The 17,044-nt window shown below is 48.3% G+C and carries 16 protein-coding genes; 10 read left to right on the top strand and 6 right to left on the bottom strand.

The genetic code is table 11. From position 1 onward, the window contains the following. Positions 1–2: 2 nt before the first annotated feature. The gene (locus J4F31_01550) at positions 3–1,664 is read left to right on the top strand and encodes a DUF4139 domain-containing protein (protein MCE2495267.1); all 1,662 of its coding nucleotides are present in this window, start codon (positions 3–5) and stop codon (positions 1,662–1,664) included. On the opposite strand, the gene J4F31_01545 is transcribed toward J4F31_01550, so the two are convergent. Continuing rightward, on the bottom strand, positions 1,627–2,298 hold the full coding sequence (locus tag J4F31_01545) for an NAD(P)H-binding protein (protein MCE2495266.1): 672 nt from the start codon (positions 2,296–2,298) through the stop codon (positions 1,627–1,629). The two genes, J4F31_01550 and J4F31_01545, sit on opposite strands and share 38 nt — an antisense overlap. 71 nt (positions 2,299–2,369) lie before the next feature. Between J4F31_01545 and rfbC the strand changes: the two genes are divergently transcribed. From rfbC to J4F31_01515, 6 genes are all read left to right on the top strand, one after another. Beyond that, entirely contained in the window at positions 2,370–2,918 is a 549-nt protein-coding gene (gene rfbC, locus J4F31_01540) for a dTDP-4-dehydrorhamnose 3,5-epimerase (protein ID MCE2495265.1), read from the top strand. Further along, entirely contained in the window at positions 2,915–3,862 is a 948-nt protein-coding gene (locus J4F31_01535) for a lytic transglycosylase domain-containing protein (GenBank protein ID MCE2495264.1), read from the top strand. The genes rfbC and J4F31_01535 overlap by 4 nt, the downstream gene beginning before the upstream one ends. Further along, complete coding sequence (gene uvrA, locus J4F31_01530) at positions 3,859–6,732, top strand: excinuclease ABC subunit UvrA (protein ID MCE2495263.1); 2,874 nt, start codon at positions 3,859–3,861, stop codon at positions 6,730–6,732. The genes J4F31_01535 and uvrA overlap by 4 nt, the downstream gene beginning before the upstream one ends. After that, the gene (locus J4F31_01525) at positions 6,716–7,414 is read left to right on the top strand and encodes a TIGR00730 family Rossman fold protein (protein ID MCE2495262.1); all 699 of its coding nucleotides are present in this window, start codon (positions 6,716–6,718) and stop codon (positions 7,412–7,414) included. The genes uvrA and J4F31_01525 overlap by 17 nt, the downstream gene beginning before the upstream one ends. Beyond that, positions 7,414–8,316 carry a hypothetical protein gene (locus tag J4F31_01520; protein ID MCE2495261.1) on the top strand — a complete coding sequence of 301 codons (903 nt, stop codon included), beginning with the start codon at positions 7,414–7,416 and terminating at the stop codon, positions 8,314–8,316. Before J4F31_01525 ends, J4F31_01520 begins: the two co-directional genes overlap by 1 nt. A gap of 222 nt (positions 8,317–8,538) precedes the next feature. Beyond that, positions 8,539–10,104: a hypothetical protein gene (locus J4F31_01515; protein ID MCE2495260.1), complete on the top strand. Its 1,566-nt coding sequence runs from the start codon at positions 8,539–8,541 to the stop codon at positions 10,102–10,104. 192 nt (positions 10,105–10,296) lie between these two features. Here the strand turns inward: J4F31_01515 and J4F31_01510 are convergent, their stop codons facing one another. Genes J4F31_01510 through J4F31_01495 form a run of 4 tightly spaced genes read right to left on the bottom strand, consistent with a single transcriptional unit; the run spans position 10,297 to position 14,547 of the window. Beyond that, a complete protein-coding gene (locus J4F31_01510) occupies positions 10,297–11,469 on the bottom strand; it encodes a glycosyltransferase family 2 protein (GenBank protein ID MCE2495259.1) in 1,173 nt (390 codons plus the stop codon). After that, the gene (locus J4F31_01505; protein ID MCE2495258.1) at positions 11,466–12,593 is read right to left on the bottom strand and encodes a glycosyltransferase family 4 protein; all 1,128 of its coding nucleotides are present in this window, start codon (positions 12,591–12,593) and stop codon (positions 11,466–11,468) included. The genes J4F31_01510 and J4F31_01505 overlap by 4 nt, the downstream gene beginning before the upstream one ends. Then, positions 12,590–13,768 (bottom strand): glycosyltransferase family 2 protein, encoded by a 1,179-nt coding sequence (locus tag J4F31_01500; protein MCE2495257.1) that lies wholly within the window; start codon positions 13,766–13,768, stop codon positions 12,590–12,592. Before J4F31_01500 ends, J4F31_01505 begins: the two co-directional genes overlap by 4 nt. Next, positions 13,765–14,547 (bottom strand): glycosyltransferase family 2 protein, encoded by a 783-nt coding sequence (locus J4F31_01495; protein MCE2495256.1) that lies wholly within the window; start codon positions 14,545–14,547, stop codon positions 13,765–13,767. The genes J4F31_01500 and J4F31_01495 overlap by 4 nt, the downstream gene beginning before the upstream one ends. Positions 14,548–14,691: 144 nt before the next feature. Here J4F31_01495 and J4F31_01490 point away from each other — a divergent pair, with 144 nt between their 5' ends. The 3 genes from J4F31_01490 (at position 14,692) to J4F31_01480 (ending at position 16,680) form a co-directional block, all read left to right on the top strand. Continuing rightward, positions 14,692–15,483 (top strand): hypothetical protein, encoded by a 792-nt coding sequence (locus tag J4F31_01490; GenBank protein MCE2495255.1) that lies wholly within the window; start codon positions 14,692–14,694, stop codon positions 15,481–15,483. A gap of 97 nt (positions 15,484–15,580) precedes the next feature. Then, on the top strand, positions 15,581–16,312 hold the full coding sequence (locus tag J4F31_01485) for a hypothetical protein (protein ID MCE2495254.1): 732 nt from the start codon (positions 15,581–15,583) through the stop codon (positions 16,310–16,312). Continuing rightward, positions 16,303–16,680, top strand: a complete 378-nt coding sequence (locus J4F31_01480) for a hypothetical protein (GenBank protein MCE2495253.1) — start codon at positions 16,303–16,305, stop codon at positions 16,678–16,680. Before J4F31_01485 ends, J4F31_01480 begins: the two co-directional genes overlap by 10 nt. 12 nt (positions 16,681–16,692) lie before the next feature. Here the strand turns inward: J4F31_01480 and J4F31_01475 are convergent, their stop codons facing one another. Then, positions 16,693–17,022: a helix-turn-helix transcriptional regulator gene (locus J4F31_01475; protein MCE2495252.1), complete on the bottom strand. Its 330-nt coding sequence runs from the start codon at positions 17,020–17,022 to the stop codon at positions 16,693–16,695. Positions 17,023–17,044 lie beyond the last annotated feature (22 nt).

Below are 17,044 nucleotides of genomic sequence, written 5' to 3'. Positions count from 1 at the left end.
TCATGAAAAAGCTATTCGTATTGGTACTCGCGGCGCTGTTTTCTATTACTGCCTTCGCCGAAGGTGAAGTCAGCTCCAAGGTCGAGGAAGTCACCTTTTTTCTGAGCGGCGCACAAGTAAATCGCTCGGCCGATATCAACTATAATTCCGGGATTCAAGAGATCATTCTCCACGATCTCGAACCGGGTATCAATGCCGGAAGTATCGTGCTCACCGGAACCGGCGACTTTACACTGCTGAGCTATCGCTACGAAACGCGCACCAAACAACCGAAAAACGAAGAGCCTAACGATGCAACGGCACGTGCGCTCCAACGCAAAATAAAAGCGGCCGAAGACAGTTTAAGCGACATGCAATACTGGTCCAAGAACCTCGCCTTCCGTCTCGAAGTACTCAACAATGAAAAGCGCCTACTCTTAAACAATCCCATCAATCAGGGAACCGCCATCGCCGACTCGCTGCAATTGTTGCAAGATGCAGTCGCCTACCTCCGTCAACGCCTCAACGAAGTGAACGATGCTCTGGTCGATCACAGTCGCGAACAAGAGGGCTACAACGAAACACGCCAACACCTTCAGCAAAGGATCGCTGCCTTGCGGCAGGATTTTCAAGACCGGTATCCGGTCAAGAGTGCGTACTACGATTACCGACTCGTTTTGGCCGTGGAAGCAGACCGGGCAGGTTCTGGAAATATTGAATTTACCTACCTCGTAAACTCAGCCGGTTGGACACCAGAGATCGAATTCCGCTCGAATGGATATGGAGAACCCATGGAGATACAACAGAGAGCACAGGTATATCAAAACACGGGTAAAAATTGGGACAACGTCGACTTACTCGTTTCGACGAGCAATCCGACGAGTCATCGAAACAAGCCTTATCTGCAACCTTGGATCCTGAGCTTGGTCGAGCGTGCACAAACCAGAAATGCCGGTGTTCTTGAATCTGTACAAGTGTACAAAGCCGAAGCCGGGATCGATTCCGTTGAAGAAGCGCCCAAAGAACTAACCGTAGCGTCGTATGACGTAGCTCAAGTTACCCGGGTAGAGCAACTTGCCTTCAAGCTCTTTTCGTTCGATCGTAAATTCTCGATCAAAAGCGGATCGGCCTACCCCCTTCGTGTGAAACTCGAAAGGGCTGAGCTCGATTGTGACTATAGATTAGTAGCAGTACCTAAGCTCTATAATGCGGTTTTCGTACAAGCTCGATTTGCCGACTGGCAAGAGTATATGCTGCCCAACGCTAAAGCTAAACTATACTACCAAAACACGTTCTTAGGTCAATTGCAGATGAACAAGAACATGTTTGCCGATACCTTGGAGCTCAGCATGGGAATTGACGAAGGCCTCAGTGTAACGCGAGAGCTCGTTTTGACCAAGTCAAAAAACTCCATCATCGGTAAGCGAGTAAAACAAGAGCGCGTATACCGCTACATTGTCGAAAACTTCAAAAGCACTGCTGTCGAACTCTATATACAAGACCACATGCCCTTGTCGCTTCAAGACGGACTCGAGGTCGAGCGGTTAGAATGTCGAGACGGTAGTTATACCGAAACGGATGGAATGATCGAATGGAAGTTTGACTTGGGACCGAGAGCCAAAGAGGAGTTTGAGTGCGGTTTCGAGGTCAGTTATCCGAAGGATAAAGTGCTGCGAGGTCTTTGATCTCGTTGCTCTCCCATACGTATTGATCGCGCGGATCCATGACCAAGGTGATCATGGCCTTGGCCACTTCACGGGCATGGATTCCTCGATATTTCTTCCAAGAACCGAAGAGCAGCGGCCCAAAGAGCCGGATAAAGAACTTACCGATGCTTTCTCCTAGGCGTTTTTCACTCCGCTCGCCCAATAAAAAACTCGGTCTCAAAGCCCATTTGCGCCTTGGACCGTGCTTGAGCACGTCAAGCTCCATCTGCCCCTTCGTGCGCAAATAAAAGGGCTGCGCAGTGGCATTAGCGCCAATACTCGAAATCACGGCAAAGGCCTCTACCCCTTCTCGCCGTGCCTTACAGGCCGCCGAAACGGGAATACCGTAATCGATGGCCCTGTAGGTTTCCTCGTCAGGTGCCTTGGCATTGGTAGTTCCAATACAGCAGAAAACACCATCGGGTAAAAACGAGGTGTCGTGCTGCTGAATTTCATACAAATCGGCTACCACGACCTCGACCTTGTCGCTATCGAAATGAACCGGACGGCGCGACCAAACTTGAATTCGGCCTATGGCCGGATTTGCGACTAGTTCGTTCATTAAATGACGACCAACGAGCCCTGTGGCACCCAAAACACTGACTTGAACCATACTCTAATTACAAGCGAGCGGAGGTATTGTTTTCATTAAATTGGCCAAGAATATTCGTACCTTCGCGTCTTATGAAAATCGCGCCCTCCCATATAGATGGCCTGTTGGTCATTACCCCCCGAGTTTTCCGCGATGAACGCGGCTATTTCCTGGAAAGTTTTTCTGAAGAACGCTATAAAGAGGCCGGTATTGAAGGCCCTTTCGTGCAAGATAACCAAAGCCTCTCGCAAAGAGGGGTACTGCGCGGCCTGCATTTTCAAAAACCACCTCACGCTCAAGGAAAACTCGTTCGCGTGATCAAAGGTTCAGTACTCGACGTCGCGGTAGATATACGCAAAGGCTCTCCGACCTACGGCCAATACCACGCTGAGATCCTCGATGAAGAACTTCAAAATCAGTTTTGGATTCCACCTGGTTTTGCACATGGATTCCTCACCCTGGAAGACAATACCATCTTCTCCTACAAGTGCACGGACTATTACAACAAACAAAGTGAGGACGCTATCCGTTGGAGCGATCCAGATATTCACATCAACTGGGATATTGAGAATCCTGTTCTGAGTGAAAAAGACGAAATCGCCTCCTTTTTAAAAGACTTCGACAGCCCGTTCAGCATATGAAAAAGATCCTTCAAGCGACCGGAGTATTGTGTATTGCCTTTGTTTTGACTCAGCTGTTCATTTTTTCGAGCAGTGATATCGAAACGGACGATGGTACATTCAAAGAACACTTCAATCGGAACTACAACGTATATGCGCTGAGCCTACCCGAAGCGCCTATCTTTATGGGCGAGCGTGTACCGATCGAGGATCCCGACATCTACGAACGTCTCGATCGAGAATTATTGGTGAATACGTATTGGCAGTCGAATGGCCTTTTGTTGATCAAAAGAGCGAATAAGTACTTTCCGATCATCGAACCAATTCTCGCCGAAAAGGGCGTCCCGGATGACTTTAAATATTTGGCCGTAGCTGAAAGTGGATTACAAAATGTCGTTTCCCCCGCCGGAGCCACTGGTTTTTGGCAAATACTCGAAAGTACGGGTAAGGAACACGGACTGCTCATCAACGGGGAGGTCGACGAGCGTTACAACCTAGAGAAATCGACCCGCGTAGCCTGCGAGTATCTGCTCGAAGCAAAAGAGCGTTTTGGAACGTGGTCTTTGGCTGCTGCATCTTACAACATGGGGCAAAATGGCTTGGAGCGCCAGCTCGAACGTCAAAAGGTCGACTCGTATTGGAATTTACTTTTAAACCCCGAAGCGAGCCGATACGTGTTCCGCATCATGGCCATCAAGGAAGTACTTGAGAATGCCGAAGGCTATGGCTTTCACTACCGCGACAAAGACCTCTACGCCTATCCGGAAACCTATATCGTTGAAGTAGACACGGCTGTTGAGCACTGGGCCGACTTCGCTGCGCAAAAGGGCATATCGTACAAGACTTTTAAATATTTTAACCCGTGGCTCCGGGAGAGTTTTTTGCTTAATCGCGAAGGTTTGACCTACGCGATCGAATTGCCGGTCGACACGAGCCTATACTTCAGACAGGAGGAGTCGGAATGACGAATTACGACGAACAGCTCGAGGTGCTGGGCGCCCGCGTCCACAACCTCAAAAACATAGATATATCGATCCCGCGCGACCAACTCGTGGTGATCACCGGACTGAGTGGTAGCGGAAAAAGCTCCCTGGCCTTCGACACCATTTACGCCGAAGGACAGCGTCGTTATATCGAAACCTTCTCTGCCTATGCACGACAATTCCTGGGCGGATTAGAACGCCCCGATGTCGATAAAATAAATGGCTTGAGTCCGGTGATCAGCATCGAACAAAAGACCACGAGTAAAAATCCTCGCTCAACCGTCGGAACCATCACCGAGGTATACGACTTTTTACGTCTACTCTATGCCCGTGCTGCGGACGCATACAGTTACGTTTCCGGCGAAAAAATGGTCAGCTATACCGACGAGCAAATTCGCCAACTGATCAAAGAGGATTTCGACGGCGAACGAATACTACTGCTTTCACCAGTGATTCGCTCGCGGAAAGGACATTACCGCGATCTTTTTGAAACCATCTTGAAGCAGGGCTTCGTTAGAGCTCGAGTCGATGGTGAGATCGTTGAAGTAACGCGGGGTATGAAGCTCGATCGCTACAAAACGCACGACATCGAGATCGTGATCGATCGATTGAAGGTTGATGCCGATAGTGACCAGCGCCTCAAGCAGAGCATCGAAACGGCCATGACGCAGGGTAAGGGAATGCTCATGGTTCAACGGCACAACACGGACCAGATCCGCTATTTCTCGCGACAGTTGATGTGCCCGACCAGCGGCATCGCCTACGACCACCCGGAACCCAATACTTTCTCGTTCAACTCGCCCAAAGGTGCTTGCCCGAGCTGCAATGGTATCGGAAAAGTATCGGTGGTCGATCGCGATAAGATAGCTCCGAACCCAAAGAAATCGATCAAGAACGGAGGTATTGCCCCACTTGGCGAAATGAAGAACAACTGGATCTTTGGAGAGATCAAAATGATCGGTGAGCGATACGATTTCGACCTCAATTCTCCGGTGGTTGAAATTCCGGAAGATGGTTGGAACGCCATTTTACATGGCACCAAAGAAACCTTTGAAGTAAAAAGCAAAACTCTTGGAGTAACGAAGAACTACTCGATCAATTTCGACGGCCTCATTCCCTTTCTGGAGCAACAACACAACAACGCCAAGAGCAGAAGTCTCCGACGTTGGGCAGGCGACTACATGGTGAAGAAGAACTGTCCTGAATGTCGAGGGGCTCGACTTCGCAAGGAGAGCTTGCACTTCCGCATAGACCACCACAACATCTTCGAATTGGCCAATATGAGTATTGGTGATCTCGGCGTGTGGCTCAAAGGAGTCGAAGATCGCATTAGCGAACGCCAGCGCGTGATCGCCGTAGAAATACTGAAAGAGATTCGTTCTAGACTCGGGTTTTTAATCGATGTAGGACTGAATTACTTGAGTTTGAACCGCGGAAGTAAAAGCTTGTCGGGTGGTGAAGCTCAGCGAATTCGTTTGGCTACACAGATCGGATCACAATTGGTGGGCGTTCTGTACATCCTCGACGAGCCGAGTATTGGGCTGCATCAGCGCGATAATGCGAAGTTGATTAAATCGCTGAAGGATCTGCGCGACGTAGGTAACAGCATCATCGTGGCCGAACACGACCGCGACATGATCGAACACGCGGACCACGTGATCGATATTGGTCCGGGTGCAGGTGTACATGGAGGACACATCGTTGCCGAGGGCACTCCTTCTGAAGTACTGAAACTCCCCACGCTAACTGCAGAATACTTGAACGGCCAACGGCTAATCGCGCTTCCCGCCGAGAGGCGGAAAGGAAATGGCTCTTCGATTAAACTCTTTGGGGCTAAAGGAAACAACCTCAAGAACGTGGATATGGAACTGCCGATTGGCACATTGACCTGCGTGACCGGGGTAAGTGGTAGTGGGAAGTCTACCCTAGTGAACGAAACGCTGTACCGCATTCTGAGCGCGCATTACTACTACGCTGTGAGCAAGCCGATGAAGTACGAGCGCATTGAAGGGCTCGACCTCATAGATAAGGTGATCGACATAGACCAAAGTCCGATCGGGCGCACTCCGCGCTCGAATCCGGCCACCTACACGAATGTATGGGGCGATATTCGATCACTGTTCGCCAATTTGCCCGAGGCCAAGATCCGCGGATACAAGCCGGGGCGCTTCAGCTTTAATGTAAAGGGCGGCCGCTGCGAAACATGCCGGGGTGCCGGAGTTCAGGTGATCGAAATGAATTTCTTGCCCGATGTGCAAGTCCCCTGCCCTACGTGCAACGGCAAGCGATTCAATCGCGAGACACTTGAAGTTCGATACAAGGGAAAAAGCATTGCCGAGGTGCTCGACATGACCGTGGAAGACGGGAGCGAGTTCTTCAAGAATATTCCGAAGATATACAACAAGATCAAGACCCTGAACGATGTGGGGTTAGGTTACGTTAAACTCGGACAGCAAAGCACGACCTTGAGCGGTGGTGAGGCACAGCGCGTGAAGCTCGCGACCGAATTGAGTAAGCGCGATACGGGACAAACGTTGTATATCCTTGACGAACCGACGACCGGATTGCATTTCGAAGATATTCGCGTACTGCTCGAGGTATTGCAGCGTTTGGTGAATAGAGGCAACACGGTTTTGGTGATCGAGCATAACCTCAATGTTATCAAGGTCGCCGATCACCTCATAGACCTAGGACCCGAAGGTGGCGCCGAAGGTGGAAATATCCTAGGCGTAGGAACTCCGGAAGAGATCGCCGAAATGGAGCACAGCTATACGGGGCAATTCCTTAAAAAGGAGCTCGAATGGACCCGTGCCGCGGCCGAAAAAACGAACAGCTATGAGCCAACGACTTAAGAACACCCTACAGCGCGACTGGAATGAGATCAAGGCCAACGACAGTTGGGCCATTTTCAAGATCATGGCCGAATTCGTTGAGGGCTTTGAAAAGCTTTCAAAGATCGGTCCTTGCGTGAGCATCTTCGGATCGGCTCGCACTCAGCCCGAAGATCGCTACTACCAACTCGCCGAGGACATCGCTTTTAGGCTTTGTCAGCGCGGGTATGGAATCATTAGCGGCGGTGGACCAGGTATCATGGAGGCGGCAAATAAGGGTGCTAACAGAGCCGGAGGAAATTCGGTCGGACTCAACATCGAACTGCCTCATGAGCAGGGGTCGAACCCCTACATCGATCAGGACAAACTCATTGAATTCGACTACTTCTTCGTCCGTAAAGTGATGTTCGTGAAGTACTCACAGGCCTTTATTGCCATGCCGGGTGGATTCGGAACACTCGACGAATTCTTTGAGTCGCTAACCTTGATCCAAACCAATAAAATAGAGCGTTTTCCGATCATACTTTATGGTAAGGAGTTCTGGGGCCCCCTACTCGATTGGATCAAGCAAACCGTACAAGACGGTTTTGGCAATATCAGCGAAGGCGACCTGGACCTCATTGCGATTTGCGACGACCCGGAAAGCGTGGTGAAAGCCGTCGACGATTTTTACATGAAGTACCTCCTACGTCCGAACTTCTGATGGTTTCGCGCGTCTTCATGGTGCGCCCGGCCGCTTTCGGCCCCAACTCGCAGACAGCGGACAGTAACGCCTTTCAGAGCCGCGAAGTTCCCCCTCACAATTTGCACGAGTTGGCTCGTATGGAGTTTGGCCGCTTGACCGAAAACCTTCGAGCTAAAGGAGTACTCGTTGAGGTCTTTGATGAACCGAAAGAATCCGCCAACTCGGATGCCGTATTCCCCAATAACTGGGTGAGCTTTCACCCTGAAGTTGATCGCGTATTCCTCTATCCTATGTTGGCGCCTAAACGGCGCGATGAACGACGCCCAGATTGGGTTCATTCGCTTACCAAGCGTTGGGCACGAGTAAAAATCACTGATTTGACCGATGAAGAGCTCAGCGGCCGATATTTAGAAGGAACAGGGGCACTGGTATTCGATCCTGTTGACGGCAGTGCCTATATGGCCCGATCACCTAGATCTAATGACTTTTTAGCACAGCGAGTAGTTGATTTACTGAATGTTGATCTCCGCATTTTTAATGCGGCAGATGACCAAGGTCGCGAGATCTACCACACCAATGTCATTATGGGCATTGGCCGACAAATGGCCTTGGGATGCTGGTCTTCAATTTTGAATAATAAGGAGAGGGAGGTAATTATTACGAGTCTGACCGCGAACCAACGCCCAATTCTTCATCTCACCCAAGATCAGATGAATGCTTTTGCAGGCAATTGGATAGAGCTTGAAGGCTCAAATGGCCCCTTGTTCACGGCAAGTCGTACGGCCTGGAACACCTTGTCTAGCGAGCAACAGCGCGTGATTGAGGGCCTTTACACTCCTGTTATAACGGGGATTCCGAACATTGAGCATTTCGGGGGTGGATCGGTACGGTGCATGATATGCACTGTGGATCGGCGGTGATTTTTTTCTAAAATCACAATTCCGAATAAAGATAAAAAATCACACCTCAAAGCTGAAAGAGCCGAGAGTGCCCCTTTTTGCATAAATCACGACTCCAATTTATGCATCGATTTCAACAAAAATCACATTTCCGGTTTTTTACCTTGCTCAAGCGTACGTCATTCGTGCAATTGAATACCCTATATTGTTCTCAGTTCATTGCGAACACCCAAACTCAATCACATGTCAAAAAAGACGAGCGAACATCTGCACGCGCTGATTCATAGCTTGACCCCGCACGAGAAGCGGTATTTCAAGATTTATGCTACACGTCATGTGATGGAGAAGAACAACGTACACATCGTCGTATTCGATGCCGTGGATCAACAGGAAAAGTACGATGAGCCGGCTATCCTGAAACAGTTCAAAGGAGAGAAATTCATCAAACGGTTCGCGGTGACCAAATCACGACTCTATGAGCTCATCCTTAAAAGCCTTCACGCTTATCACGCTTCCAGCTCGGTAGACGCAGAACTTAAAAAGATGCTCCACATGGCGGAGATCCTTTATAAGAAGACCCTTTACCGCCAGTGTGATAAGCTGCTAAAAAAAGCCAAGAAGCTCGCACTTGTCCACGATAAGCACACTACCCTTCTCGAGATTCGCTTGTGGGAGAAGCGCATACTCGAAAAGGACAACTACTCGGGGCAGGACGACCAGGCCATCAAAGACATTCTCGAAGAGGATCTACATACCATCGAACTGATCAAGAATTACTACACTTTCTGGAACTTGAAATCGCGTTTCTTTTTGCCACTTTACAAGGGCGGTAAGGTGCGTAACCTCGAGGAGAAAGAGAAATTCAACAAGATCCTCAAAGATCCGCATCTACAGGACGAGGATATGGCACTCACAGTTGAGGCTAAATACTTGTATCACCACATCTATTCCGCGCACAATTTCTCTACCGGAGATTACGAGAAGAGCTATCAACACATGATCTTGAATCTTCGATTGATCGAAGACAACTTCATTCTTTTCAAAGAAGAGCCGAATACCTATTTCAGCATTCTTTCGAACGTAATCTACATCGGTAATCTGTTAAAGAAGCATCAGGAGATCCTCGATCATTTCGAGAAATTGAACAAGTTTGTTGAACGGCTCGATCAAAAAGACAACGTAGATCTACAAATGCGTGTCTTCAGTATCCTTAAATCACTGGAGTTGACCATTCACGGACAAAAAGGAGAATACAACAGAGCTTTGGAAATACTTCCGGAGGTTGAAGGGGGATTAAAGAAATTCGACACCAAGCTCAGTCCGCTCCGCAAGGCCGATTTCCTTTTCAATATCGCTACGGTGTACTTTGGCCTCGAACAGTACTCCGACAGCCTCAAGAACGTTAATAAGATCCTCAATGAAACGCGGATCGATGAGAATGAGGATTTATTCAGCTTCTCCAAATTCATGAGTCTAGTGCTACACTATGAGCTGGGGCATCTTGAATTGGTAGTTTACCAAAGCGAAAGCACCTACCGATACCTCAAGAAGAGAAATCGAGTCTTCAAGACCGAACAAGCCTTGATTCGATTCTTCAAAAGGCTCCATCAGTACGACCCGAATGCAGTGGAGCCATTCAGAGAATTAAAAGAAGAGCTCTGTAAGCTTATCGAAGAGCCATTGGAGAAAGCTCCTTTCGAATATTTCGATTTTATCTCTTGGTGTGATAGCAAGATTCTGAATCGCCCCTTCGGAGATTTGGTCCGTGAAAAGCACGGAGTAACGTTGAGTCGGGACCAAGGCGCATAAAAAAGAAAACCCTTTTCGAAATCATTGCGATTCGTCAAAGGGCTTTCCCCACCTAAAAACAACTTTTAATTTCTTTTCAAGGTCTATGCCACTTCACTAAAGTACGTTTTTTACTGTATTCCAACAAGTTGGAAACGGTGCCTAAGTGTATTTATTCTCGCAATGAGAAATACGGGTCGTGATTTAGAAACATTACCGAGCTCGCTGAGCGCGTTCCCAGAGGCTCGATTGGTTTCCTTTAAGAAAGCGGAACAGTCCCATCACCACGGCATAGTTCATCACAAAGAAGTAATATGGCACCCAGAAGATCTTGATCTCGGTCTTACGATCGTTCAATATACGTCCGATCGCGATCGCGATATACACCCCAACCATGGCCCAAAAAAAGAAACTAAATCCCGGTGTTCCAGAGAAATAAAGAAAACTCGCCAGGGGTACCAGCAGGAAAAAGCTCACCGGCCCAATGCTCCATCGCATCACTCGGTGCGAAACATACTGAAACCACAGTTTAAAATCGAAGAAGGGGTTTCCCGCTCGCTTCAACCGAAATACGCTCTGCCAACCACCCGCCGCGATTCGGATCTTCCGCTTGAGCTCCTCCTCTACGTTTGCAGAGGCCCATTCCGCCGCACGTGCTTCGGGCTCGTAAACCACGCGATAGCCTTTTTCACATACCCGCATACTCTGCATAAAATCATCCAGGATCGTGTCTTGCGGTAGCTCTTCGTAGAGCGCCCTGCGATAGCTCATTAGCTCCCCGGCCGCTCCAACTACGGTATAAAAACGACTATCCCACTTCTTAAGGGTCGACTCGTACTTCCAATAAATGCCCTCACCGGCCCCACTGGCGCTTTCGGCCTCGTTTTGCTTAATGATCTTAACGCCGGCAACACCTCCGATCTTGGGGCTCTTGTAGTGACGTGCGATCTTTTTCACCGCTTCGGCATTGAGCTCTGTATTGGCATCGCAAAAGATCAGAATTTCCGCTGTTGTAGCGCCTACGGCGCGATTCATAGCTGCCGCTTTACCACGTCGCGCGTCTTCGTGCATAGCTGCAGCCTTACCCTCGTATCGCTTAACAATGGCCGGGGTTTCATCGGAACTTCCGTCCGAAATGAAAATGTACTCGATCTTATCACCGGGGTAGTCCAAGGCCAAAGAGTTCTCGATTTTCTCTTCAATGTATCCCGCCTCATTAAAACACGGCACAATAAGGGCTACCGGAGGCCACTCTTCGGGATCGTTGAGATCGTCCTTTTGCTTGAACCCCAGCCTGATGAGTACGCCCAACAACAAAGCATATCCCACATACGAGTAGAATACTAAAAACAGCAATATCCAAAAAAGGGTGACCCACATATTCATCGCAATTCATTGTAAATTTCGAGGACCGAACGAGCCGTATTGCGCCAAAAAAACTCCTTGGCTCTATCGATTCCCCTCGCAACCAAATCGGCACGTAGGGCCCCATCATTCAACAACCTCATTAACCCTTCCGCTATCTCCCCTTGGTTCGATGGATCAACCAGCAGCGCTGCCTCTCCCGCCACTTCGGGCATACTGGCGGCCTTGGAAGTCAGCACCGGCGTTTCACAGGCCATTCCTTCGAGGATCGGAATTCCGAAACTCTCGCGAAGACTCGGATACAGCAACACTTCAGCCATGGTCAAAATCGCCGGCATATCGGTGTTCAGGATATATCCCGGAAAAACGAAACTACTCATGAGGTCCGAGGCACCCGATTCATTGAGCAGCGATCTCACCAGCTCAGGCGCGTAATCACCTATTACCAAGGGCAAGGCATCTTCCGTTTGTCGACAGTAATCGATATAGGCCCTCAGCGTGCGTGGCGTATTCTTTTTAGGGTCGGTATTGCCGAAGAAGAACAAGTATTGCTCGGGCAAACCATATTTTCCGCGCACTCTTGCTTGCTCATCCGGATCGCGTACCGGCATAAAGTGCTCACCGACCCCGTTGTACACCGCCACGAGCTTATCGTCAGGCAACCTCAGCCGCTCCCCAATTCGATGCTTTTCGAAATTGCTAACGGTTATGACCTTTGCTGCCTTCGGCAGGATAGACGGCACCACCCATCTGCGATATACGTTGCCAAGCTTTTGGTACCAGGTGAATCCCTTGGTGAGCAGATTGTTCTTTTCGAGGTAGATGATATCGTGTAGAGTTACGACCAGTGGCACTTTACAGCGCACCGGAGCCGTGTTAGAGGTACAGTACAATACATCGAGCTGTAACTCAGCGGCTCTTTTGGGTAGCTTTATCTGTTCCCACACGGGGTATGAACCCGTGAGTTCAACAAGGTGAAAATTATCTTTGGGCTCCCAACAGCGATCCGCGTCGGGCTTCACGAAAATGTAGTATTCGTTCTCTTTATCGATTACCTGCAACTGGCGGATCATCTCAAGCGCCACCATGTCCATCCCGTGTTTCTTGGGTCTAAAAATGCGCTGTGCTTCGATACCGATTCTCATGACGAGGATGAATCTTCGCCGTGTGGCGTGTGAATGAATCTTTTATTGGCTCCGCGGATCTTGAGCAGCGAAAGTAGCACATTCAGTATGCCCACGGGAAGGTATATTAGTGCCCTGAGGGTTTTGGCATTGTAGAATTCTCCGGGAATCGAAAACAAGAACGAAATCACCAGAATACCCGGGAGCCATATCCACCATTCAGATCCGGGCGGGATTTCAAAGAAATAGGCCAAAACGCCGAACAGGCCAACGAATCCGATCAGCAAGGCACGTGGAACCAAGGCCATCTGAATGGCTTTATCGAAGAAATCGAGGTTCCCTTTCGTAAACAAGTGCAGCACCGCCGACCCAAAATAGCGTCGAAAGTAAATGAATTGAGCAGAAAGCCAATGTCGGTGCTGGTTTTGAAAGCTCTTGGCCCGACTCACCTTTTCGTCGTATACGTAGGCATCGATGGCGTAGGAGATCTGAATTCGGTCGCGCAGCATTTCGAGTTCCAGTTCTTTATCGAATCCACCAATAACCTTGATTCGGCCAATGATCTCTTTGAAAAAGGCATAGTCAAACGCCATGCCCGATCCGATCAGCACCGAGCTCAACCCAAAAACGCGATGGCCCTTACGGAAAACGCTGTTGTTCACTTCTTCTGAAATAGCATCGAGCTGCGCCATGGGAGTGCCGGTATTCTTAGCGACCCGATGCCCTTGAACCACCTGAAAGCCGCGATCGAAATGCGGTTCCATGCGGAGTAAAAAGTCTTCGGCCATGATGTTGTCGGTGTCGAGAACAACGGCTACATCGCAGTCATCGCCCAGTTCAGCCATAGCTTTATTCAGAGCCTTGGACTTGGTACTCACATCAAAGGAGACCTCGACGACCTTTACATGGAGTTCGCGCAGGCGTTCGAGGGTTTCGGGTTGGAAGCTATCGGCGATCACCACCACGTCGAACATCTCGCGGGACGCATCCTGCCGCAAGGCAGCCTCCGCTACAGAAACGATGACGGCGTCTTCTTTATAACCGGGAATGAGGACGGCGTATTTGCGTGACAGTTTTTCAGCGACCTTGCGATCGCGCAGTGGGAAAAGGGCGCCCCACGAAAAGAAATGGAAATACAATACACTGAGGGCCAAGTAGATGAACAGCGCAGTAAGTATAAAATAAACGATGATCATGCTCTATGGCTTAAATTCCAAACGATGGCGCGCCAAGTGGCTACTATGTGCTGCAACTTGCCCGATACCGTGAATTTCAGCAAATTCTTTGGAACGACCACAAAATAAAAGTACGCTCCGGACATGATTTTCATCAAGCCGCGTTGGTTTCGGCGAGCCCACAAGCGGCGGTTCCGCGTGAGGTAATACGTTTTGAGCGGACTGGCCATTCCCGTGCTCAGCGACTCCTTGTGAAAAATGGCCACACGACCATCGACAAACAGTTGGTATCCGGCGCATTTCATCCGCTCGCACCAATCGTGCTCCTCATAATACAAAAAGTAATCGTCGTTCATCCGCCCCACCTCGTCGACCACCGATTGGCGGATCATCATAGCGGCTCCATGCAAGAACTCGGTCTTGCGAACCACCTGAAACTCGGCGCGGTCCCTTTCCTTAAATCCGATCGATTCGTTTCCGATCTTCATCGGGTGCATCGCCGTTGCGCCCGCGTACTGCAATGTATCGGGAGTATGGTGGTACAGAATACGTGGGCTCACTCCCGCCCAATCGGGATTTTCCTCTAAATCGCGGACAAGTCGGTCGATCAACCCGTCGGTGACTTCTGTATCGTAGTTGACGAAAAAAAGATAGTCGGCTTTTGATTGCCTAACGGCAAGATGGTTACCTCCGGCGAAGCCTAGATTTTCATCGGTCCGCAGATACATCACTTCGGAATACTCGTCCTTTAAGTCCGAAGGTTCCGGATCAGAGCCATTATCGACCACCCAGACTTCCATATTCGCTTACGGATGTCGTCGCAAACTGTTCAGAAGCTCTTTTGTAGCTTGGGTTTGGTTGAAATTAACCGTTATAATAGCGACCTTAGGCGGTGTAGTGGGCAAAACTGCTTTACTTTTCGTCAAGTTTACTAATTTTTGAGCATGGCGAAGATTTTTCGAACGATCATTTTGACTTTGATCATTGCTCCAGTAGGGCTTATGGCTCAAGGTCGTCAGAGTCTACCCTGCCCGGTGGCCGAAGACACGGTACTTTCGCGTATCGAGGGTGAGGATATCACGGGCTGGACCTACGGTGAGGACCCTCGGTGGTATAGTATGGCAGGAGCGCTTCCGCTGCGTGCCACGAGCTTCGAATGGGGGAAGAAGAAGGAAGACCTCACGCATGCTCTGGGCGAGGACAACATTTCGTTTATCGAGATCTTCCGCATTTACTATGGGACCAAGCCGTACTTGGTCGTTGTTAAAGCCACCGAAGACGATTCTTATGCTTACCCTCAAAGGCAGCGCGGGTGGGAAGTTAAACCAAAGCTCAACTATTTCGTCATGGAAGAGCGCGAAGTCGACAAGATCCACGCTCAAGACAGTATTGGCACCTTCGTTTATTCACTTCATTTGGTCGATCACGGATTCGTACAAAACGTGAAGCTGAAAAAACGCGACCAATGGGTTCAAGAAATCCTTAAAAAAGCCGTTCCTCACGAAAACTACCCATGGGAACTTCAATTCCACGTTTCACTTTTCGGCGAACAAAATGTCGCTCGTTTTCAGTTGTACGCGATGCATCGCGTTTTCAAGGATATCGACGGAGTTCGCAATGTTCAGCAGATTCGCGGTGAGCGCATATATGGTAAGGCGGAGCTGATGGATTACTTCTATTTCGAGATTCCCTTTTCGCAGTTGTTTCAATACCTGCGTACAATGAGTGATTCATGAGTCGATCGGCTACTTCGATCATAGGTTTAATCTTTGGTCTTGGCTTGTGGGCCCGTTAGCAGCTAAGTTCCCTTCATGGAGTCCTTATGTTGCTTTCATGAATAATCCCATATTTTATGTCGACCCTGACGGGAGAGAAGTAGTTCCTACTAATAAATTAAAAGCAAATTCTTCAGTGAATTCTTTTTCCCAGTTAGCAAGTTCAAACAGTGTTTGGAAAAATGTTATGAAAAGCTTTTATGCGAATCAGAATAACGTTTACGTTCATTTAGGGCAATTAAAAAATAGTAGTGGTTCACCTTCGGGCTTTACAAATGTGGCAAGAACTGAATCGCATTTGTCTTCAAGTAATCCTGTATCACAGTACGGGATGCATAGAATTGTAATAAATTCAGATATCTTAAACTCTTCAGGTGATATTGGTATAGATCAGACTTTTTTGTTAATGGCATTGGTGCATGAAGGTGACCATGCCAGAATGTTTGAAAGATATAAACAGACCAACGGAACTTTTACGGGTTACCCCGGGCATAAAGATTTTATTCTAGATAGATCGGGAGGAGAAGGACACCATAGTCAAATGGGATCGTATAATAGGACCATGCTAGTGGATGCAATGATGGAGTTTGATAATCAAATTATTCAAAGCGGAGGCACTGTCCCTGATTATCATACTGATGTTTGGTATCAAGCTATGTCATGGTATGGCTTAAGGCGAACTCAAGCATGGGAAGACTTTAAAACAAACAACCCTGAGCAAGCTTCACAGTATAGTAACTTGATTATCGAACAAATCGAAAGAAATAGAAATTGCATTGAATGGCATTGAAGGCGGGAACTAAAATTTTTGTAGTGGCACTGCTTTTAATGGGCCTGACTTTTTCATGTGATGATAATGCTCAAAGAAAATCCACTACAAAAAAAGGCGATGCGAGGGAACAACCTTTAGTGGGTGATTCTGTTCCAAATAATAAAGGTATAGAGAACCAAGTGGAAGTTACGGATACGTTTAATAAACGTGAAGACTCGGTTGTTTTTCAAACCTCATATGACTATGAAAGTGAAACGTACATTTACTATCAAAGCTTTGTTGGTCAATATTATGATGCGTCAACTTTTAATCTTTATTACCCTAAAAAGATACAACCTTTAGACTCATTAATTCAATTAGGTAAGGAATCCAAAGCCACTCATTGAGTGGCTTTTTTGTTACATAATACCCTGTAGTTTGGTTTGCTTAATGAAAGCGTTCAAGAGGGCGAATACATGATTTTTATTTTCAGGGGAAAGCGTTTGAATCTCCTTTAGTCTTTTGAGGGTGTCTTTATCTACTTGCTCATACTCTCCGTCCTTAACCAAGTAATCAAGCGTAACTCCGAGAGCTTCGGCAATCTTTGCAGCAACTTCAATCGAGGGCGTGTTTTCTCCTCTTTCATACTTCCCGATAATATCTCCAGACGTTCCAACCAACTTTCCTAAGTCAGCTTGTCTTATTTTTTTCTGTTTACGCGCGAAGCTCAGTCTGTCTGAAAAAGCCATATATAACTCGTTTTTATGAGGG

This window comes from Flavobacteriales bacterium (assembly GCA_021296215.1).
Lineage (GTDB): Bacteria > Bacteroidota > Bacteroidia > Flavobacteriales > ECT2AJA-044 > ECT2AJA-044.
The sequence above is the reverse complement of the archived record's forward strand: the minus strand, read 5'-3'. Positions and strand labels throughout refer to the sequence as shown.